Annotated in this window: 15 protein-coding genes; 5 read left to right on the forward strand and 10 right to left on the reverse strand. The window is 72.0% G+C overall.

Translation table 11 applies throughout. From position 1 onward, the window contains the following. Positions 1-117: 117 nt before the first annotated feature. Complete coding sequence (locus tag E0500_RS01880; RefSeq protein ID WP_131571850.1) at positions 118-2,481, reverse strand: MMPL family transporter; 2,364 nt, start codon at positions 2,479-2,481, stop codon at positions 118-120. A 127-nt stretch (positions 2,482-2,608) separates the two neighbouring features. Continuing rightward, positions 2,609-3,646, reverse strand: coding sequence for an SMP-30/gluconolactonase/LRE family protein (locus E0500_RS01885; RefSeq protein WP_131571853.1), 1,038 nt, complete (start codon positions 3,644-3,646; stop codon positions 2,609-2,611). Between the two features lie 456 nt (positions 3,647-4,102). Between E0500_RS01885 and E0500_RS01890 the strand changes: the two genes are divergently transcribed. The 5 genes from E0500_RS01890 to E0500_RS01910 all read left to right on the forward strand — a co-directional run bounded on the left by E0500_RS01890 (position 4,103) and on the right by E0500_RS01910 (position 11,785). After that, positions 4,103-6,016 carry a 2-oxoacid:acceptor oxidoreductase subunit alpha gene (locus E0500_RS01890; RefSeq protein WP_181586839.1) on the forward strand — a complete coding sequence of 638 codons (1,914 nt, stop codon included), beginning with the start codon at positions 4,103-4,105 and terminating at the stop codon, positions 6,014-6,016. After that, on the forward strand, positions 6,006-7,031 hold the full coding sequence (locus tag E0500_RS01895; RefSeq protein ID WP_181586840.1) for a 2-oxoacid:ferredoxin oxidoreductase subunit beta: 1,026 nt from the start codon (positions 6,006-6,008) through the stop codon (positions 7,029-7,031). Before E0500_RS01890 ends, E0500_RS01895 begins: the two co-directional genes overlap by 11 nt. A gap of 84 nt (positions 7,032-7,115) precedes the next feature. Next, positions 7,116-7,436, forward strand: a complete 321-nt coding sequence (fdxA, locus tag E0500_RS01900; RefSeq protein ID WP_131561227.1) for a ferredoxin — start codon at positions 7,116-7,118, stop codon at positions 7,434-7,436. A gap of 210 nt (positions 7,437-7,646) precedes the next feature. Next, positions 7,647-8,681 carry an AfsA-related hotdog domain-containing protein gene (locus E0500_RS01905; RefSeq protein WP_131561229.1) on the forward strand — a complete coding sequence of 345 codons (1,035 nt, stop codon included), beginning with the start codon at positions 7,647-7,649 and terminating at the stop codon, positions 8,679-8,681. Positions 8,682-8,719: 38 nt separating this feature from the next. Further along, on the forward strand, positions 8,720-11,785 hold the full coding sequence (locus tag E0500_RS01910) for a BTAD domain-containing putative transcriptional regulator (protein WP_399120133.1): 3,066 nt from the start codon (positions 8,720-8,722) through the stop codon (positions 11,783-11,785). Between the two features lie 61 nt (positions 11,786-11,846). Here E0500_RS01910 and E0500_RS01915 read toward each other — a convergent pair whose 3' ends face one another. From E0500_RS01915 to E0500_RS01950, 8 genes are all read right to left on the reverse strand, one after another. Further along, positions 11,847-12,116, reverse strand: coding sequence for a hypothetical protein (locus E0500_RS01915; RefSeq protein WP_220140424.1), 270 nt, complete (start codon positions 12,114-12,116; stop codon positions 11,847-11,849). Between the two features lie 122 nt (positions 12,117-12,238). Further along, complete coding sequence (locus E0500_RS01920) at positions 12,239-13,366, reverse strand: alpha/beta fold hydrolase (protein WP_131561233.1); 1,128 nt, start codon at positions 13,364-13,366, stop codon at positions 12,239-12,241. A 454-nt stretch (positions 13,367-13,820) separates the two neighbouring features. After that, positions 13,821-14,714: a 4'-phosphopantetheinyl transferase superfamily protein gene (locus E0500_RS01925; RefSeq protein WP_131561235.1), complete on the reverse strand. Its 894-nt coding sequence runs from the start codon at positions 14,712-14,714 to the stop codon at positions 13,821-13,823. Further along, the gene (locus tag E0500_RS01930; protein ID WP_131561237.1) at positions 14,647-15,513 is read right to left on the reverse strand and encodes a 2-oxo acid dehydrogenase subunit E2; all 867 of its coding nucleotides are present in this window, start codon (positions 15,511-15,513) and stop codon (positions 14,647-14,649) included. The genes E0500_RS01925 and E0500_RS01930 overlap by 68 nt, the downstream gene beginning before the upstream one ends. Further along, positions 15,510-15,737: an acyl carrier protein gene (locus E0500_RS01935; protein WP_131561239.1), complete on the reverse strand. Its 228-nt coding sequence runs from the start codon at positions 15,735-15,737 to the stop codon at positions 15,510-15,512. Before E0500_RS01935 ends, E0500_RS01930 begins: the two co-directional genes overlap by 4 nt. 48 nt (positions 15,738-15,785) lie before the next feature. Next, the gene (locus E0500_RS01940) at positions 15,786-16,829 is read right to left on the reverse strand and encodes a 3-oxoacyl-ACP synthase III family protein (protein ID WP_131561241.1); all 1,044 of its coding nucleotides are present in this window, start codon (positions 16,827-16,829) and stop codon (positions 15,786-15,788) included. 112 nt (positions 16,830-16,941) lie between these two features. Further along, positions 16,942-19,992 (reverse strand): type I polyketide synthase, encoded by a 3,051-nt coding sequence (locus E0500_RS01945; protein WP_131561242.1) that lies wholly within the window; start codon positions 19,990-19,992, stop codon positions 16,942-16,944. Further along, entirely contained in the window at positions 19,989-20,288 is a 300-nt protein-coding gene (locus tag E0500_RS01950) for an acyl carrier protein (protein WP_131561244.1), read from the reverse strand. The genes E0500_RS01945 and E0500_RS01950 overlap by 4 nt, the downstream gene beginning before the upstream one ends. Positions 20,289-20,299 lie beyond the last annotated feature (11 nt).

Here is a 20,299-nt window from a genome sequence, read left to right on the forward strand (position 1 = left end):
CCGTCAGCGCCCCGTCAGGGCAAGCGCGCCCCGCCAAAGCGGCTGCTCCCCGCCAAAGCGAGTGCGGGAGGACCCGTGGAGGTCCTCCCGCACTCCGAACTCACGTCGGTGCAGCCGTCAGTCGGACGACTTCCCGGCCACCGCGCCGACCGCGGCCGCCGGTTCCTCCGGCTCCCGCGCCGCTGCCGCGTCCGGCGCGTCGGTCGCGTCAGTCGCGTCCGGTGCCGACGCAGGGCGTGCCGAGCCGCCCTCGCTGATGCCGAACCGTGCGTGGAGCCGGCGCAGCGGCCCGGGTGCCCACCAGGTCGCCCGCCCGGTGAGCGACAGCACCGCGGGCACGAGCAGCGTGCGGATCACCATCGCGTCCATGAGGATCGCCAGGGCGACCCCCAGTCCCAGCATCTTCGTGTTGGTGATGCGGGACGTGCCGATGGCCACCATGACGACGGAGAGGACGAGCGCGGCGGCGGTGATGACGCCTCCGGTGCTGCGGATGCCCTCCACCACGGCGGCCTTGTGGTCGAGCGTGCGCTCCCGTTCCTCCTTGATCCGGGAGAGCAGGAAGACCCCGTAGTCCATGGAGAGCCCGAACGCGAGGCAGAACATCAGGACCGGCAGTGCCGTCTCGATGCTCCCGGTCGAGGTGAAGTCCAGCAGCCCCGAGAGGTTGCCGTCCTGGAAGACCCACACCACGGCACCCAGCATCGCGGTCAGGCTGAGCGCGTTGAGCAGCACCGCCTGGACGGGCACCAGCACACTGCCGGTGAGCAGGAACACCAGCACCAGCGTGGCGAGCACGATGATGCCGAGGGCCCACGGCAGGCCGCGCCCGATGGCCGCCTGACTGTCGATCATGGCCGCGGTCGTCCCGGAGGTGTACGTCGGGAACGACGCGTCCACCGCCCGTACGTCCCGTACCAGGTCCTTGCCCTCGTCGGAGACGGCCTCCACACCCGACACCACCGTGAGGTACGAGACGGTGCCGGAGCTGCGGTCGGGCTGCGCGGGCCCGGCGGCCCTGCCCTCGGTGTAACGGCCCGTCGGGGAGTCCACCCGCAGAACCTCGGGGAGCCGGGACAACCGCTCGGCGTAGCTGCCGAGTTCAGCGGGGGTCGCCTGCTCGGTGACGACCTCGATCACTCCGGTGGGGTTGCCCTGGAAGCCGTCGTTGATGTGCTGCTGCACCACCCGGGAATCGGCCGACGTGGGGAGCTGCCGGTAGTCGGCGGTGCCGAAGTCGACGTTCAGGAAGGGCGCGCCGAGCAGCAGCAGGACGGCGAGGGTGCCGGTGGCCACCAGGGGCGCGCGCCGCATGACCCACCGCGCCAGCCGGGCCCAGCCCGCCCCGGCCTCGGTGGACTGCCGCTGCTCGCGGGAGCGGCGCCGGAACAGCTTGCGGACGTCCAGCGCGTCGATCCGGCGGCCCAGGACGGCGAGCAGCGCGGGCAGCACGATCAGGGCCGCGACGGCCGCCAGGACCACCACGCTGATGCCCGCGTACGCGAGGGAGCGCAGGAAGTACAGCGGGAAGACGAGCATCGCGGCGAGCGAGACGGCGACCGTGGCGGCCGAGAACAGCACGGTCCGCCCCGCGGTGTTGAGGGTGACGGCGAGCGCGCCGGGCATGTCCCGGCCGTGGCCGAGCTCCTCGCGGTAGCGACGCACGATCAGCAGCGCGTAGTCGATGGCGAGGCCCAGGCCGAGGGCGGTGGTGAGGTTGGTCGCGAAGACGGAGACGTCGGTGAAGGACGTGAGGACGCGCAGCACCGCGTTGGTGCCGAGGATCGCGATGATGCCGATGCCCAGCGGGAGCAGGGCGGCGACGGCGCTGCCGAACACGATCATGAGGATGATCAGCGTGATCGGCAGCGCGATGGCCTCGGCCCGCAGGAGGTCCTCGCTGATGAGGGTCTGCTGCTCGTGCTGGACGGCGACGCTGCCCCCGACGCGGACGGTGAGGTCACCCTGCCGTCCGTCGAAGTGCCCGGTGATCCGCTCCTCCAGCGTGCGCTCGGCCGCCAGTTCGTCCCCGGTGAGCCGGGCCACGACCAGGGCCTCACGGCCGTCCTTGGAGCGCAGCGCCTGTGCCCCGGTGTCCCAGTAGGAGATGACCCCGGTGACGCCCTTCTCGTCGGCGAGGCGGGCGGCGAGTTCCCGTCCCTGACGCGCCACGTCGGCCTCGTCGACCCCGCTGCCGGCCCGGGCCAGCAGGACGAGGTTGGGGCGGGCGCCGGGGAACTCCCGCTCCAGGATGTCCGCGGCGTACGAGGACTCGGAGGCGGGGTCGACGACGCCGCCGCTGCCGCCGCTGCGCAGCCGGTCGGCCACCCCGCTGCCCAGGACGACGGCCCCGGCCAGCAGGATCACGGTGAGGACGAGCAGCAGCCGGGCCCGGGCGCCGGTCAGCCGGGCGAGGGCGCTGAACAGGCCGCGGGGCGGGGCCGTTTCGGGCGGCGGGGTGTCGTGGGCTACGGGTGACATGGGGACTCCCGGGAGTTCTGAGCTGGTGAGGTGCGTACGGAGCCGTACGCGGCGAGCACCGCGTACGGGGCCGTATGTACGGGGCGCGGGTGGGAGGACGCCGGTGCGGGCGCCCGTTGAGGCGCCGTCAGCGGCGGCGCAGGTGGAACTGGCCCGGCGTGGCGGAGGGGACGCCGGTCAGGATTTCGCGGAGCCCGCCGCTGACCACGTAGTCGCCGTACGGGGTCACGGCGATGGTCGTGGGGTCCTCGATCGGCCAGGTCTGGTCCTGCACCGTGCGCGCGGTACGCCAGTTGTCGGTGGACCGCAGCACCACGACGGCGTCCCTGCCCGTGCGTCCGCCGGACAGCGACAGGTCGTTGGCCGCGGCGACCAGCGAGCCGTCCTTGCGCAGCGCGAGACCGTCGAGGGAGAGCGGTGCGCGGTCGAGCCGTACCTCGCTGACCACCGGCCGCGCCGACCGGGGACGGTCGATGCGGAAGAGCCGGCCGCCGTCGTACTTGCCCATGAGGAGGAAGCCCGCGGGGTGGGCGACGATCCCGTTCGGTCCCGTGTCGGAGGTGACGAAGCGGTCGTCCTGGATCACCTGGATCACCTTGCCGTCGCGGCTCACCACGCTGACGGTGTCGACCCCGGTGTCGGTGACGTAGATGGTGCCGTCGTCGTCGACGGTGACGTCGTTGGCGCGCGGCTCGGCCTGACCGGCGGACAGGTCGACCAGGTGCTGTACGGCACCGGTGGTCAGGTCGAAGACACCGACCCCGGACACCGGGGGCTGCGAGGGGTCGACCATGCCGAGCAGCCGGAAGAAGTAGTCGGTGTAGGCGGCCAGCACCCGGTTACGGGCGGCGTCCACCGTGATGCCGAGCACCGAGACCTGGGCGAACGGGGCGACCAGCAAAGTCACCGAACCGTCCGCCTTGACCACCGAGATCGTGCCCTGCGCGCTCGACCCGACGAGGAACGCCTTCCGCCGCGGATCCCAGGCGACGCCCTCCGGGTACACGCCCGGGGCATTGACGGAGAGGGTGCCCGGCAGCGGGGAGCCCCCGGACCGGGACGCCGCGAACGCCGGCAGCGGGGCGGCGGCGAGTGCGCCGCCCACGGCGCCCACGGCGCCGAGTCTGAGCAGGGTGCGGCGGGAGGCCGGAACTGACGCGTCCAATGTGTGCTCCTTCAGGCGGTGGTGACGACCCTGCGGGGCAGGGCCGGAAGTCGGGTGACCCTGCGGTGGCAGGGCCGAAAGTCGAGTGACCCTGCGGTGGCAAGGCCGGAAGTCGAGTGATCGGCCGACCGAGGCAGGGCACGGCAGAAGGGCGGGGCAGCCGTCCGGTGCTTGCCACCGACGGGAAGAAACCACCGAGTCAGGTTGCCTACCGGCCCGGAAGAGCGTCTCGACCCGCGCTGAAGAACCGCTGAACCGCTGCTGTACCTCGGAAACATCGTCCGGGGCCGCGGCGGGGCGGGGTGGGGGCGGCCGGAGAGTGCGCTTTGGCCTGCCGCAAGTCCGGCTGCCTAGCGTCCCGGTGAGTCAGCGCGTACAGCGCGGATGACGCGGACTGCGCGGACGACAGCGCATGCAGCCGGGCCGGACACCGGAGAGCCAGAGGAGACGAGTCTCGTGACGGTAGACGCCGTGGACATCGATGCACCCGAGCCGCCGCCGGCCGGGACCAGCACCAAGGATGTCCGTCGGGTGGATCGGGTGATCATCCGTTTCGCGGGGGACTCGGGTGACGGCATGCAGCTCACCGGTGACCGCTTCACCTCGGAAACCGCCTCGTTCGGCAACGACCTGTCCACCCTGCCGAACTTCCCCGCCGAAATCCGCGCCCCCGCAGGAACCCTGCCAGGCGTCTCCTCCTTCCAGCTCCACTTCGCCGACCACGACATCCTCACCCCCGGCGACGCCCCCAACGTCCTCGTCGCCATGAACCCCGCCGCCCTCAAAGCCAACATCAACGACCTCCCCCGCGGCGCCGAGATCATCGTCAACACCGACGAATTCACCAAACGCGCCCTGCAGAAGGTCGGATACGCCGCCTCCCCCCTGGAGGACGGCTCGCTGGACGGCTACCGCCTCCACCCCGTGCCCCTGACCACGCTCACGGTCGAGGCCCTGAAGGAGTTCGACCTCACCCGCAAGGAGGCCGAGCGCAGCAAGAACATGTTCGCCCTCGGTCTGCTGTCGTGGATGTACCACCGGCCCACCGAGGGCACCGAGAAGTTCCTGAAGTCGAAGTTCGCCAAGAAGCCCGACATCGCGGCAGCGAACATCGCCGCCTTCCGCGCGGGCTGGAACTTCGGCGAGACCACCGAGGACTTCGCCGTCTCCTACGAGGTCGCCCCCGCCACCACCGCCTTCCCCGCCGGCACCTACCGCAACATCTCCGGCAACCTCGCCCTCGCCTACGGCCTCGTCGCCGCCTCACAACAAGCCGACCTGCCGCTCTTCCTCGGCTCCTACCCCATCACCCCCGCCTCGGACATCCTGCACGAGCTCAGCAGGCACAAGAACTTCGGTGTCCGCACCTTCCAGGCCGAGGACGAGATCGCCGGCATCGGCGCCGCACTCGGCGCCGCCTTCGGCGGCTCCCTGGCAGTGACCACCACCTCCGGACCCGGCGTCGCCCTGAAGTCCGAGACCATCGGCCTCGCGGTCTCACTGGAACTGCCGCTGCTGGTCATCGACATCCAGCGCGGCGGACCCTCCACCGGCCTGCCCACCAAAACCGAACAGGCCGACCTGCTGCAGGCCATGTACGGGCGCAACGGCGAAGCCCCCGTCCCCGTCATCGCGCCCCGCACGCCCGCCGACTGCTTCGACGCGGCCCTGGAAGCAGCCCGCATCGCCCTGACCTACCGCACACCGGTGATGCTGCTCTCCGACGGCTACCTCGCCAACGGCTCCGAGCCCTGGCGCATCCCCGAGCTGGACGAACTCCCGGACCTGACCGTGCAGTTCGCGCAGGGCCCCAACCACACGATGCCCGATGGCACCGAAGTGTTCTGGCCCTACAAACGCGACCCCCACACCCTCGCCCGCCCCTGGGCCATCCCCGGCACCCCCGACCTGGAACACCGCATCGGCGGCATCGAGAAACAGGACGGCACCGGCAACATCTCCTACGACCCCGCCAACCACGACCACATGGTCCGCACCCGACAGGCCAAGATCGACGGCATCACCGTCCCCGACCTCGACGTCGACGACCCCCACGGCGCGAACACCCTCGTACTGGGCTGGGGATCGACCTACGGACCCATCACCGCCGCCGTCCGACGCCTGCGCACCACCGGCGAAACCATCGCCCAGGCCCACCTGCGCCACCTCAACCCCTTCCCGAAGAACCTGGGAGAGGTACTCGCACGATACGAGCGCATCGTCGTACCCGAGATGAACCTCGGTCAGCTCGCCACCCTCATCCGGGCGAAATATCTGGTCGACGCCCGCTCGTACAACCAGGTGAACGGAATGCCGTTCAAAGCCGAACAACTCGCCGACACACTGCGGGAGACGCTCCGTGGGAACTGAACTCCGACTCCAGGCGAAGGACTTCAAGTCCGATCAGGAAGTGCGCTGGTGCCCCGGCTGCGGCGACTACGCGATCCTCGCCGCCGTCCAGGGCTTCATGCCCGAACTCGGCCTCGCCAAGGAGAACATCGTCTTCGTCTCCGGCATCGGCTGCTCCTCCCGCTTCCCGTACTACATGAACACCTACGGGATGCACTCCATCCACGGCCGCGCCCCCGCGATCGCGACGGGCCTGGCCACCAGCCGGCGCGACCTGTCGGTGTGGGTGGTCACCGGTGACGGTGACGCGCTGTCGATCGGCGGCAACCACCTCATCCACGCCCTCCGCCGCAACGTCAACCTCAAAATCCTGCTCTTCAACAACCGCATCTACGGCCTCACCAAAGGCCAGTACAGCCCGACATCCGAGGTCGGCAAGATCACCAAATCGACGCCGATGGGGTCCCTGGACGCACCCTTCAACCCGGTGTCGCTGGCGATCGGCGCGGAGGCGTCCTTCGTGGCCCGCACCGTCGACTCCGACCGCAAACACCTCACCCAGGTACTCCGACAGGCCGCCGCCCACCCCGGCACCGCCCTCGTCGAGATCTACCAGAACTGCAACATCTTCAACGACGGCGCCTTCGACGCCATCAAGGACAAACAACAGGCCGAAGAAGCCGTCATCCGCCTCGAACACGGCCAGCCCATCCGCTTCGGCACCGACCTCGCCAAGGGCGTTGTACGCGACCAGGCCACAGGTGATCTGAGCGTCGTCACCGTGACTCCCGACAACGAGGCACACATCCTCATCCACGACGCACACGCCACCTCCCCCACCACCGCCTTCGCCCTCTCCCGCCTGGCGGACCCCGACACCCTGCACCACACCCCCATCGGCGTCCTCCGCTCCGTCGACCGGCCCGTCTACGACCACCAGATGTCCGAACAACTGGACAACGCGATCGAACAGAACGGCAAGGGCGACCTCACAGCACTGCTGACCGGCGGGGACACCTGGACGGTAGTCGGCTGATCCGCCCGTTCCACCCGATCCACCTGATACGCCATAGACAGCAGTAAACCGCCGAATACCGCCACATCCCTGGAGAGGGACAGCATGACGTACGTGATCGCGCAGCCCTGTGTCGACGTCAAGGACCGCGCCTGCATCGACGAGTGCCCGGTCGACTGCATCTACGAAGGGCCGAGGAAGCTCTACATCCAACCGGACGAATGCGTCGACTGCGGCGCCTGTGAACCCGTCTGCCCGGTGGAGGCGATCTTCTACGACGACGACCTCCCGGACGAGTGGAGTGGGTACCGGACGGCGGACTCCGAGGTGTTCGCCGACCTCGGGTCGCCCGGCGGGGCGAGCGCGGCCGGTCCGCTCCCCGGCGACCATCCGCTGGTCTCCGCGCTGGCGGAGCAGGTCGCGTAGAGTGCACAGAACGCGTCGTACATCACAAAACCCGACTGCGCGCAGCTGATTCCCGCTGCGGTCCAGTCCGGCTCCAGGCCAGATACAGGCCGATACCAGTGGTCCAAGACACCGTGGAGGCGGTGGCGGAATCCCGCCACCGCCCTGTGGCGTTGTGCGCGCCGACCGCATGCCTCGCGCACCACGGGGGAACCGCAGAAGGAGCTGACTATGGACACCGCTCTCACGTCTCAGCCCACAGCGTCCGCGCAACGCCCGACAGGGCTCACCGCGCCGCTGCACCTACTGCACAGACCCAACACCCCGGAGGGCTTCCTGCTGGACGCCACGGCGCCGGTGGAGCAGCACTTCGCGCTCTCCGCCGAGTTGCCGAGCCGGCACGGGACGTTCAATGACGGGCCGGACACCTTCCACGACCTGCTCTTCGTCGCCGAGACCCTGTGCCAGGCCACGCACTTCGTCGCCCACCAGTACTTCCGGATTCCCCCCGAGCACCCCGCGGTCTTCGTCTCCAGCGGGCTCGACATCCTGGACCTCGCCCCGTGGCGTCGTACCGGCCACCCGGCCCACATCACGCTCGACATCACCCTGACCCCCGTGGACGTGGTGGGCGGCGTGCCGCGTGGCCTCGACTGCCGGAGCGACGTGGCGATCGACGGCGTCAGCTGCGGGAGCGCCTCCGCACGGGTGCAGTTCCTGACGCCTCAGGTGTACCGGCCGCACCGCGAGCACGGCCGCCAGGAGAGCCTCCTGAGCGCCATACCGGCGCCACGGCGCCCGCTGTCCCCTGCATCCCTGGGTGGGGCGACCAAGGCGGAACAGCGCGCTGTGCGGCCCGAACTGGTCGGGCGCGGCAGTCCGCGGAACGTCCTCGTGGGTCCGCCGCTGCGGGTCACCCACGGGGAGTTCGTGCTGCCCGTGGCTCCGGAGCCCGGACACGAGATCTTCGGGGCCGGTCCCGAGGACCACGTCCCCGGTCCGGTGTTCCTGGAGGCGTCCCGGCAGGCCTCGCTGCTCGTCGCCGCGGAACAGCACGGGCTGCGGCCCGCCCACGCCGTAACGACCCGGTTGCGGGCGTCCTTCCGCGGTTTCGGGGACGCCGACCTTCCGCTGACCTGCACGGTCACCTCTCAGGATCCGGTCCGCGACGACGCGGGACGGCCCACCGTCCGCACCCGGCTCGCCTTCAGCCAGGGCAGCCGGGTTCTGTGCACCGCCTCCACCGTCCTGCTCCAGGACTGCTGACCGACCGCCCTCGCGCCACCATGATCAAGGAGCCCATGATGCGTTTCCGGGTACTGGGGCCGGTGAGCCTGTCGCCCCGCACCCCGTCCGCGGCGAAACCACGCGCACTGCTCGCCACCCTCCTGGTGCACGCCGGCGAAGTGGTCCCGGTGCACAGCCTGATCGACGAACTGTGGGGGACGGAACCGCCGCGTACCGCCACCACCACGCTCCAGGTGTACGTGTCCCAGCTGCGCAAGGTGCTCGCCGACGGAAGAGACGAAGGCGACGGCGGTGACGGTATCGCCAAACGTGACGCGCGTAGAAATGAACAGCATATTGACGCGCGTAGAAGTGACGCGCGTAGAAATGAACTGCGTATTGACGCGCGTAGACGTGACAAGGGATCCGTCGGCGAGCTGCTGACCCGGGCGCCCGGCTACCTCCTGCAGGTTCCCGAGGGGGAGTTCGACCTGCCCCGCTTCGAGCGGCTGCGGACCGAGGGCCGTACGGCGTATCAGGAGGGGGACTTCGGCCATGCCTCCCGGCTGCTGCACGACGCGCTCGCCCTGTGGACGGGACCCGCCCTGTCGGGAATCCCGCACGGCGTACGGCTGGAGTCCGCCGCCATCCGCCTCGACGAGCTGCGGATGGAGGTCCTGGAACAGCGGATCATCGCCGATCTGCGGCTGGGCCGTCACCAGGAGCTCGCCGGCGAACTGCTGGCCCTCGCCAACGAGCATCCCCTGCGGGAGACCCTCCACGCGCACCTCATGGTGGCGCTGTACCGGACCGGCCGTGGATCCGACGCCCTGCGGGTGTACGGCAAGTTGCGCCGCTCCCTCGTGGAGGAGCTCGGCGTCGAGCCGAGCCCCGCCCTCGCCCGGCTGCACGAACGCATCCTGCGCCGGGATCCGTCACTGGACTGGCAACCCCTTCGGGACACGGCCGGTACGAGCACTGCACCCGGTACGCCCGGTACCGGCATCCGTACCGGTACCGCCGTGGGTACTGGCGCTGATCCTGGTACGAGTGCGAGCGGCACGGGCCGGGACGGCGGCAGCACCGCACGCGGCCCGGAGGCTTCCCGGCGCGCGACCGCACAGACCACACACACCGAGCAGGCCGGGCAGGCGCGGCAGGCCGGGCACACCGGGCAGGAAGGGGGCAGGCCGCTGTTCGCCCCCGGTCCGGCCCCCGTGCTGCCCGCCGTGACACCCGGATTCGTCGGCCGCCACGAGGAACTGGCCCGCGGGGAACGTGCGTTGCGCGGAAGCGCCGGGCGCCGGCCGGTGCGGGTGCTGGCCGTGTCCGGGTCGGCCGGCGTGGGCAAGACCTCGCTGGCGCTGCAACTCGCCCACCGGGTCGCCGACCTGTTCCCGGACGGTCAGCTGCTGATGCGGCTGCGCGGACCGCAGGGCCGCCCCCTGAGTGCCGCACAGGCCGGGGCGACCCTGTTGCGCCGCCTCGGTGACGACACACCGGGCGCCCCGTCGACCGATCCCGAGGAGGTGACGGACCGGCTGCGGCGGGCCCTGCACGGGCGGCGGCTGCTGCTCGTCCTGGACGACGCGGCGTCGGTGGAACAGATACGGCCGCTGCTCCAGGCCGCCGCGGACTGCGCGGTGATCCTCACCAGCCGCCGCAGTGCCGCCGCACTCGACGGCGCGGAGCATCTGCTGCTGGACGCGGTACGGCCGGACGAGGCCGTGGAACTGCTGCTCGCCGCGGGAGGCGAGCGGATGGCTCAGGACCCGGTGGCGGTCGCGGAGATCGCCCGGCTGTGCGGCTGCTTCCCGCTGGCACTGCGGGTGGCGGCGGCGGCCCTCACGGCACGCCCCCACACCACGCCCGCCGCGCTCGCGGGCCGCCTGCGCGACGAGCGGACCCGGCTCGGCGTCCTGCGCGAGGGCGACCTCGACCTCCGCTCCAGCCTGCTGACGGGGTACCAGGAGGTCGGCCCGGCGCTGCAGCGGGCATTCCGGCTGCTGTCCCTGGCCCCGGCCCCCGACTTCGGGGTGTGGACCGCCGCGGCCCTGCTGGACACGGACCGCTCGGTGGCGGAGGAGACGGCCGAGGAGCTCGTACGGGCCCAGCTGCTGGAGGCCCGTACCGACGGACACACGGTCCGTTACGCCTTCCACTCGCTGCTGCGGGTGCTGGCCACGGACCTGGTCGACGGGGAGGCGGACAGCGCCCGCACGCGACGCGACACCGTCGAACGGCTGGGCCGGACGTATGCGGCCCTGGCCCGCCACGCGGACCGGCGGCTCACACCCGGGAGGGACTGGAGAACCTCCCTCGAACCCGCACCCATACCCGCACCCACACCCACACCCACACCCACACCCACACCCACACCCACGGGTATGGAGCCGGACGCCGAGAGGATCGTCGGGGCCAACCCTCACCGCTGGTTCCGCGAGGAGGCCACGGGCCTGGTGGAGATGGTGCGGCAGACGCACGCGGCCGGGCTCTGGCCCCTGGTGTGGCAGCTCGCGGGGGCCGCCGAGGGGTACTTCCACGCCTGCGCGGCCTGGGAGGACTGGGAGGAGACCCACCGCCTCGCGCTGGACGCCACCCTGCGCGCCGGCGACACCGAGGCGGAGGCCGTGATCCGGTACTCGCTGGGCGACCTCGCCTGGCAGCGTCGCGAGGCCGACCGGGCGGTGCGGCACTACACCGACGCCCAGCACGCCTTCAAGCTGGCCGGTGACCGGATCGGGGCGGCGCGCTGCCGTATCGGTGTGGCGGACATCCTGCTCGGCCAGGGCCGTCTGGGGGCCGCAGCGCGGCGGTACGGGCGGGCTCTGGCCCTGTGTTCGGCGGGAGGGGACTCGCGGGGCGTGGTGGCGGCGCTGAACGGGCTGGCCCTGGTCAACCTGCGGCAGGGCCGCAAGGAGGCAGCGATGCGTCAGCTGGCGCAGTGCCGGCGCGCCGCGGAACGGCTCGGGGACCGCCGCTGGGCGGAGTACATCCGCCGCACCGCGGCCCGCCTGACGTCGGACGCTCCCCGCCGTCCCGCCCACACCGCCCACGCGGTCGAGGTCCGGCCGGGCATGTGGCTCATCGGAACGGCAGCCCCCGCCGCTGCCCCCGCCCTCACCCGGGCGGGCGCCGCCTGACGTCGGGCGCCGCGCCGAGCGGACGTCAGCCCGTGGCCCGCCGCCGGGCGGGGGCCACGGGTCAGGCCTCCTGCCGTACCGGGCGGTGGTCGGAGGCGGTGCGGGACGGGACCGGCGCGGACTCGACGACGTCCGGTGCACCCCGGTACCCACCGGCAGCGGGAGCGGCACGCCGGGCTCCCGCGTCGGGTTCGAGGCCCAGCGACGCCAGGGAACGCCACGGCAGCGCCTGACTCGGCGTCGTGTCGCGCCAGGGCGCGAACACCGGGACCGGGGAAGGGAGGGTCTTCACGGAGGCCACCGGGGCCACGGACGACACGGACGACGACACGGACGGCACTGACGACACAGACGGCACAGGGGACATGAGAGGCATGGCAGCCACCTTTGGGTCGGTGTTGCGAGGGGACGCGCCGGAAGCGGGCACGGGGACGTACGCGCGAAGGTGGTCGTTCACTCGGCCGAGGGCACGCGCGGCGGGTGCCCTCCGGCCTCGGTGGCGCCCGTGTGTCCGGCGGCGATCCGACCGGACGGGCCGGCCGGGCTCGTGGTCCGGCCGGCCCTGTTCGTGAACCGGGCCCGCAGCAGCGACCCGATCAGCCACTTCCGCATGGCGCCCAGGTGCGCCGGCGAACCGTGGACGTCGTCGAACTCCTTGAAGCGCACGTGGGGCAGCAGGGAGCCGAGCAGCTGACGCTCCGTGGGAGGGATGATCTCGTCCCGGGAGCTGACCACGTACGCGACCGGAACGTCGACGGCGCGCAGTACCTCCGGGGCGAGCGCGAAGTCCTTCAGCCGCGCCCGCAGTTCGTCGTGGTCGGGCGCCCCGGTGAGCCGGCACAGCGTGTCGACGGTGATGCCGGGCACCTGGGGCCACCAGTCGGAGTCGGTGAAGAACCCGGCCACCGGGGCGCCGACGGTGTGGATGCTGTGGATGCGCGCGTCCTCGGCCGCGGCACGCAGCGCGAGGTGGCCGCTGAAGCTGAGGCCGAGGACGGAGGTGCGGGTCACCCGGGCGCGCCCGGCCAGCTGGTCGAGCAGGAAGGGCAGCAGCCGCCAGGAGTCGGCGTGGTAGCGCAGGGTGTTCTCGCCGACGCCCGGCATCTCGGTGGCGACCGCGGCGTAACCGAGGCGGGCGAGCCGGGGCAGGAGGGGCGCCCACTGCTCCTTGACGCTGACGATGCCGCCCATGATCAGGACGAGCGGCCGTGGCCGGCGGGCGTCGAGTCCGCTCGCCCAGCAGGCGAACGTGCCGTCCGGGTGGTTGAGGACCATGCGGTCGATGCCGCGCCGGCGGCGCCATTCGTCGAAGGACCGCACGCAGTTGTCCTGGGCCTCCCTGCGGTCGTCGTCGCCGTGGTACGGGAAGCGGGCGAGGGCGTAGCGGCGGCAGGCGTCGAGCGGGCGGCCCGCGGAGGCCAGCCGGTCGGCCTCGGCGGTCCACACCCGCGCCCAGGACTCGGGGTGTCCGGGCTCGTCGTTGGTGATCCGGGGCAGTACGGCCGCGACCTGGCGTTCGCTGATCCCCTGGCCACGGGCGTGCAGTTGTGCGAATTCCTTTAGCTCTCCGAGGTGGTCCATCAGTCTCCTGGTGAGGGGACCACCGGCAGCTTCAGCCGGTGGGGGAATCGCTTCCCTGGCCTGTGATATTTTCCTTCTGTCCCGAAAGGGATCGGTTCGGGCTGGACCGCAACCTTCGGGTTGGAAGCCCCCCTCTCTTCAGGTGGGGGAGCGGAGTCACGGCTGTTCTCCGTCTCCTCCGGGAGGCGAGGGCCACTACCGCCGGGAGATGCGGCCCGGACGGCTCGGAGGCCTTCCTGGTCGTACCGGCTGCGGGGCGGACTGTCAGGTCGTACGAGGGGGAGACGGGGCGCCCTCCGGGAGCGGGGGACGTCTCCCGGCAGGGCGCCCCGCCTCTGAACCGATGCTGCCCGCCGTCCCTTAAGCGGGCTTGTCGCACGGCTTAAGCCACGTGGGCCCCGTGGGCCCCGTGGGCCCCGTGGGCCCCGACAGCCCACACGGGCACGACGCCCGCTCACCAGCCCAGCAGGTCGTCCTCTCCCCCGGGCGCGTCCTCGGGTTCAGCGTCGTCGCCGAGCGCCTCGGATACAGCCGCGACCACGAGCGGATCGAGCATGGCGTGCGCCGCCGAGTCCCGGGGTCCGCCGAAGCCGTTGTCGCTCACCGCGACGCCGGCGACGTAACCGCCGTCGACCGAGAAGGTGCGGAACTGCCATTCGTCCCCGGTGCCGGGCGCCCCTGCGGGGGTCAGGAGCCTGACGGGCCGGTCGTCGCCGCTGAAGCCGAACTCGGTGAAGCGGAGCCTCAGCCCCTGCCCGATGGCCTTGCTGTAGGCCTCCTTGAGCGTCCACAGGCGCACCAGCTCGGCGCCCCGCCGGTGGTGCGGGAGTTGCTCCAGGGCGGTCGTCTCGTGGGGTGTGCAGACGTTACGGTGCAGCCCGCGCGTGTAGAGGGGACGGTCCGCCCGCTCGGCGTCCACCCCGATCAGTCCCTTGGTGGAGAGCCCGACGAGCAGCAGGTCCTCGGTGTGGCTGAGGCTGATGTCCACCGCGTCACAGCCGCGCAGACGGGGGCGGCCGGTGAGGCCGTACCCGAGTTCGACGGTCTGTGGGGGCACCCGCAGCGCCACCGCGGCGGCGCACTTCAGCAGCGCGCGGGAGGCGGCGAACCGCATCCGCACGTGCGGGTGCGTCAGCTCCAGATACCGGTCCCAGTCCCGGCCCAGCAGAGCACGCAGGCGCGGGCCGCCCGCCCGGTCCGGCCGCCAGTCGGCGAGCCGGGCGTGCAGCACCGCTACCGCGTGCTCCTCCAGGTCCGCGCGGACCTGGTCCCAACCTCCGTCACGGCCGGAGATCCGAACCGGCTCCCCGAGCGAGGAGCTGGGTGCCGTCCTCCTCCGCGCCGTCATCGAAGCCCTCCAGTGCGTCCTTGAGGTCACCGAGTACGTCGGCGGCGGTGGCGCCGTCGATGACCCGGTGGTCGAAGGTGAGTCCGAGCCGCATCACCGGGGCGACGGCGAGCTGCCCGTCCCGGACGACCGGCCGGTCCGCGACGCGGCCCGCGTTCAGGGTGACCGCGGTGCCGCCGCTGGAGTGGAAGCCGTCGACCGGGCGGTGGCCCAGCGAGCTGACCGCGACGGTGCCGAAGATCTCCGGCCGTCGGCGCGGGTCGCGCAGTGCGGCGGCGAAGGCGAGCCGCCCGAGCGGTACGGGCAGCCGGCCGAGCAGCCGGACTCCGCGGAACTCGGGCAGGTCCTCGGTGCCGGGTCCGCGGTAGCGGTCGACGCGCTGCTGGATGTCGTCCAGACCGGCGCTCTCCAGGGCGGGCAGCAGCGCGGACAGCACGGTCCGCTCTCCGCCGACTGTGCGGTCCAGCGCCAGCTTGGCGGTGACCTCCGCGAACCGTACGGTCCGTGGTCCGCGCAGCCCGAACAGCCGCGCCGGGACCAGAGCCGCGTTGGCCTCCGGGTGGCGGTGCAGTACACGGCCGGTGGCGTGCAGCAGATAGGTGACGACGGAGTAGCGCAGGCCGGTGGCCCGGGCGGCGGCCCGGTGGGCCTCGATCCGGGTCATGTCGATGTCGGTGTCGAGGTGGACGGGCCGCTGCCGGGCGGCGTGTTCCAGGAAGTACAGGGTGTGCCGGCGCCGGCGCTCGGGGTGCACCCGGGTTGGGGCCGGCCGGGTCCCGTCCGGCCGGGACCCGGTCATGCCCCGGCCGCCAGCTGGTGGATCTCACCGAGGCTGCGGGCCTCCAGCAGTTTGCCGACGGGCAGCGAACGGCCGGTGGCCTGCTCCAGGGCGGTGACCAGCTTCAGCAGGTACAGCGAGTCCCATTCGGGCAGTTGGTCGAGATCGACGGAGACCTGGTGCTCCTCCAGCGGCATGCCGAGCTCGTCCCGGACGAGACGGACGAAGTCGTCGATGGTGTGCATGGTGTGCGGCCCTCCCGGGCGGGTGCGTGCGGACGGCAGATGGGGACGTCAGATCTTTTCGAGCGCGAAACCGGACTTGATCCACTTGCTGGACTCGACGGCGACCGCCAGGGCGCGCTGGCCCGGGCCGATCTTCTCCAGCAGGCCCTCCAGTTGGAGGAAGGGCAGGGCGTTGCCGTTGTTGCCGGTGTCCGCGACGCAGGACACCTCGACGGCGTCGGGCAGGTCGAGCTGCTCGGTGATCCGTCGTGTCATCCGGCCGGACAGCTGCGGCGGCAGCAGGAAGTCCACCTGCTCCGGGGACCAGTCGAGGTCCTCCAGCAGCTCCCAGAGGATCTCCACGGCCATGACGGGGACGGATTCCTCGATGGCCTTGTAGTCCTCCCGTACGGCCTGCCGGTCGTCGTACCGGTCGGCGAGCCCGAACCAGTCGATGACCTGGCCGGGTTCCCGGCCGAGGCCCGTGAACCGGTTCAGCACGCCGCGCAGCGCGAGCCGCTCGCCGCGCGCCTCGGAGGTGACCACGGCGGCACCGGCTCCGTCACCGAACAGCACATAGTTGACGAGGTCGCTGGGGGCCGCCCCGGACAGGTCCCGGTCGAGGTCCAGGTGCTTGCTGCAGACGTCGCCCCCGATCACCAGACCGGCCCGGTGCCCGCCGCCGGTGACGAGGGTGCGGCCCAGTTCCAGGGCCTGGACGGCGCCGGCGCAGCCGGACTGGAGCTGGTAGGTGGGGATCTGGTCCAGGCCGAGCTGGTCGGCGACGTGGTTGACGGTGGCGGGCATGAGGTGGTCCGGGGTGGCCGTGCCCATGACCACGAAGTCGATCTCGTCCGGGGCGAGTCCGGACGCGGTGAGCGCCTGCTCGGCGGCCCGCGCACACAGATCGGCGAGCGACCAGCGCACCTCACCGCTGACCAGGTCCCGGGCGAAGTGCCGGGTCCGGGTGCCGATGAACACGTCGATCCACTCTTCGTTGACGCCGAGCGTCCGGGCGAGCATCGCGTTGTCGACGGGGTCGCCCGGCAGGGCGGTACCGACCCCGGCGAGGTGGGCGACGGGGGGTGAGGGGGCTTGCTCGGGTGACTGCATGAGAGGGGTCCTTCCTGGTACGGGGCGATCCGGGGCGGAGAAGGCGAGCGAACCCGCCCGTCCCCACCGCCCCTTGAGCGGGGCGGGTTCGCGGGGCGGGTTCGCGGAGCGGTCAGGCCACGGCCGAGTCGGTCCGGTCCTGGAGATAACCGACGAGATCACCGACGGACGACAACCGCGGCAGCAGATCCTGCACGCTGATCTCCTCCAGCCCGCTCAGCCGCTCCTGGATCCGGTCCTTCAGCTCCATGACCATCACCGAGTCGAAGCCGAGGTCCTCGTAGAGCAGGGAGAGCGCCGACACCTCGTCCGGCGCGTATCCGCCGACCTCCGCGACGGCCTCGATCACGGCACGGGCCACCGGATCCGCCGCCTGGTCCTCTCCGGCGGAGGGCAGCACGGACGCCCGGACGGCTCCGTGTCCCCCGGCGGGCGACTGCTTCTGCGCGTACGGCCGCACGGTGTGCGCGGCGGCGTCGGTCACGACGCCGAGGTCCGCCGGAGCAGCGGCCCGTACGGGGGTACGGGTCCAGAACCGCTGGGTGTCGGAGAACGCGTACGGCGCCAGCCGCTGCGCCACCCGCTCCTCCTCCGGGTACGCCTTGTCCCAGTTCGGATCGACCCCGCCGCGGAAGAGTGCGGCCACGGCTTCGGCGAACGCCCGGCCGTCGGCCTCCTCGTCCGGCACCGGAGCCACGGTGTGGACACCCTCCCCGGCGACGGTGCGCAGGGTACGCGCCATGCGGGTGAGCACGGGACGGGGGCCGACCTCCACCAGGTGGGTGGGCCCGGCCTCCAGCAGCCGCGTCATGGCGTCGCCGAACAGTACGGGGGCGCTGATGTGCTCGGTCCAGTACTTGGCGTCCATCGGCTCGGCCTCCAGCAGCCGTCCGCGCAGGGTGGAGTACACCGGAAGCGTGGGGACGCCGCCGCCGATCTCGTCCGCGAGCGCGGCGAACCGGTCCAGCATCGGTGTCATCAGCGGCGAGTGGAAGGCGTGGGAGACCTCCAGCCGCCGGGTTTTGACGCCCCGTCCGCCGAGCTCGTCCTCGATCCGCTCCAGCGCCGCCAGGTCCCCGGAGAGCACGGTGGCCTGGGGGCCGTTCACCGCGCCCACCCCGACCAGGGGTTCCGCGTCCACGAGCTCGGTCAGCTCGGTGAGCGGAGCTCGTACGGCGAGCATCCCGCCGCCCTCGGGCAGCTCCTCCATGAGGGCGCCCCGGGCGGCGATCAGCCGGGCCGCGTCCTGAAGCGGGAAGACGTCGGCCAGCACGGCGGCGGCGTACTCACCGACGCTGTGGCCGAGCAGCAGCGCGGGCCGCACCCCGAGTTCGGTGAGGCTCGCCGCCAGGGCGTACTCGACGGCGAACAGCGCGGGCTGGGTCCAGCCGGTGCGGTGCACGGCCTGGTCGCCGGAGAGCAGCAGGTCGCGCACCGAGCCGCCGGTGTGCGGGGCGAGTGCCGTGTCGGCCTCGTCCAGGAACCGCCGGTACAGCGGCGACTGCCGGTACAGACGCGCGGTCATCGCCGGGTACTGCGAGCCCTGCCCGGTGAACAGCAGCGCCACCCGCGGCTTTCCCGTGGGCCGGTCGGAGAGCCGGGTCAGCAGGTCGTCGTCGGCGGCGGCCTCGCGCAGCCCCGCGGCCAGTTCGCCGGTGTCCGCGGCAGGAAGCGCGAAACGGTGGCGGTGCCCCGTCTTGGCCCGGTTGCTGGACCAGCACAGCGGCCCGACCGGCGTCCTGCGCCGCTGTACGGCATCGGCCTGCACCAGCAGGTTGCGGCGCAGCGCCTCCAGCGAGGGGGCGGTCAGGGTGAAGACCCCGGTGCCCAGACCCGCGGCGCCACTGTCGGTGTGCCCGGACTCCGGCTCGCCCGTCTCGGGACGTACGGCGTGCGCGGGCGCGGACTCCAGGAGGGCGTGGGCGTTGGTGCCGCCCATCCCGAAGCTGCTCAGGCCCCCGATCGTCGGCCCGGAACGCAGCCGCAGCGGGGCCTTGAGGAGCCGCAGTCCCTGCTTGGCCAGTTTCAGGGCCGGGTTCTCCTTGGCCGCGAACCGGCTGGCCGGGACCACCTTGTGATGCAGCGACAGGGCGACCTTGATGAGGCCCGCGATGCCCGCCGCGCCCTCGGTGTGCCCGATGTTGCCCTTGACGGAGCCGATGGACATCGGGCGCCCGGAGCGGCCGGAGTGCAGATGGCCGAGGGCCTTGACCTCGATCATGTCGCCCAGGACGGTGCCGGTGCCGTGGGCCTCGGTGAAGGCGACCTCGGACGGTTTGACTCCGGCCCGGCGGTAGGCGGCGGCCACCACTTCCTGCTGCGACCAGCGGTTGGGGGCGGTGATGCCGTTGCTGCGGCCGTCCTGGTTGACGGCGGTGCCGCGGATCACCGCGTACACCTGCTGGCCGTCGGCGATGGCGTCCTCCAGCCGGCGCAGCACCACCGCGCCGACGCCCTCGCCCCGGCCGATGCCGTCGGCGTCGGCACTGAAGGGCTTGCACCGGCCGTCGGGGGAGGACAGTCCGGCCTGGGTGTAGAAGATGCCGAGTGCCGGGGTGAGCGCCACGTTGACGCCCGCGGCGATCGCGGTGTCGCACTCCTCCGCGAGCAGGGCGTTGCAGGCGAGGTGGACGGCGACCAGCGAGGAGGAGCAGGCGGTGTCCACCGCAAGGCTCGGGCCCTTGAGGTCGAGGTGGTACGAGATCCGGTTGGCGGTCATGCAGTAGCCGTTGCCGGAGCCGAGCTGGGCGGTGACGCGGGCGTAGTCGGTCATGTGGAGCTGCGCCCACTCGTTGCCCATGATGCCGACGAAGACCCCGGTGTCGGTGCCGGCCAGCCGCTGCGGTGCGACGCCGGAGTCCTCGACGGCACGCCAGGCGCACTGCAGCAGCAGCCGCTGCTGGGGGTCCATCGCCGCCGCCTCGCGCGGCGAGACGGTGAAGAACTCGTTGTCGAAGGCGTCCGGGTCCGAGATGAAGCCGCCCTCGGTGGTGTTGGAGTGCCCGTCCTCGCCGGTGGGCGAGTGGAACTCACGGGCGTTCCAGCGCTGCCCGGGCACCTTGTCGACCCCGTCGCCGGACCGCATCAACATGTCCCAGTAGGCGCCGGCGTCCGGCGCCCCCGGGAAGCGGCAGTCGATGCCGACGATGGCGACGGGCCTCATCGGCTCCCGCCTTCCATGGACTGAAGTTCCTCGACGAGGTGACCGGCCAGCGCCTCGATGGTCGGGTAGTCCCAGGCCACCGTGGGTTCGAGGACGAGGTCGAAGTCCTCCTCGATGTCACCGCACAGGCTCAGCGCGGCCACGGAGTCCAGCCCGTACTCGGCCAGCGGCACGGTGGGCTGGATCTCGGACGGCGACCGCTGGAGGTACAGAGCGATCCGGTCGGCGAGCCAGCTGCTCAGCGACTCGGCGGTGGGCTCGGTGTTCGCGGTGGGGTCGGTCGCGGGAACAGACATGGTGCAACTCC

It is taken from the genome of Streptomyces sp. KM273126 (assembly GCF_004337435.2).
GTDB lineage: Bacteria > Actinomycetota > Actinomycetes > Streptomycetales > Streptomycetaceae > Streptomyces > Streptomyces acidicola.

What these genes read in the sequence shown, in the direction of transcription:
- E0500_RS01880 (WP_131571850.1), bottom strand. Translation starts at nt 2,481, where the DNA reads ATGTCACCCGTAGCCCACGACACCCCGCCGCCCGAAACGGCCCCGCCC.
- fdxA (WP_131561227.1), top strand. Translation starts at nt 7,116, where the DNA reads ATGACGTACGTGATCGCGCAGCCCTGTGTCGACGTCAAGGACCGCGCC.
- E0500_RS01905 (WP_131561229.1), top strand. Translation starts at nt 7,647, where the DNA reads ATGGACACCGCTCTCACGTCTCAGCCCACAGCGTCCGCGCAACGCCCG.
- E0500_RS01910 (WP_399120133.1), top strand. Translation starts at nt 8,720, where the DNA reads ATGCGTTTCCGGGTACTGGGGCCGGTGAGCCTGTCGCCCCGCACCCCG.
- E0500_RS01920 (WP_131561233.1), bottom strand. Translation starts at nt 13,366, where the DNA reads ATGGACCACCTCGGAGAGCTAAAGGAATTCGCACAACTGCACGCCCGT.
- E0500_RS01925 (WP_131561235.1), bottom strand. Translation starts at nt 14,714, where the DNA reads ATGACGGCGCGGAGGAGGACGGCACCCAGCTCCTCGCTCGGGGAGCCG.
- E0500_RS01930 (WP_131561237.1), bottom strand. Translation starts at nt 15,513, where the DNA reads ATGACCGGGTCCCGGCCGGACGGGACCCGGCCGGCCCCAACCCGGGTG.
- E0500_RS01935 (WP_131561239.1), bottom strand. Translation starts at nt 15,737, where the DNA reads ATGCACACCATCGACGACTTCGTCCGTCTCGTCCGGGACGAGCTCGGC.
- E0500_RS01940 (WP_131561241.1), bottom strand. Translation starts at nt 16,829, where the DNA reads ATGCAGTCACCCGAGCAAGCCCCCTCACCCCCCGTCGCCCACCTCGCC.
- E0500_RS01945 (WP_131561242.1), bottom strand. Translation starts at nt 19,992, where the DNA reads ATGAGGCCCGTCGCCATCGTCGGCATCGACTGCCGCTTCCCGGGGGCG.
- E0500_RS01950 (WP_131561244.1), bottom strand. Translation starts at nt 20,288, where the DNA reads ATGTCTGTTCCCGCGACCGACCCCACCGCGAACACCGAGCCCACCGCC.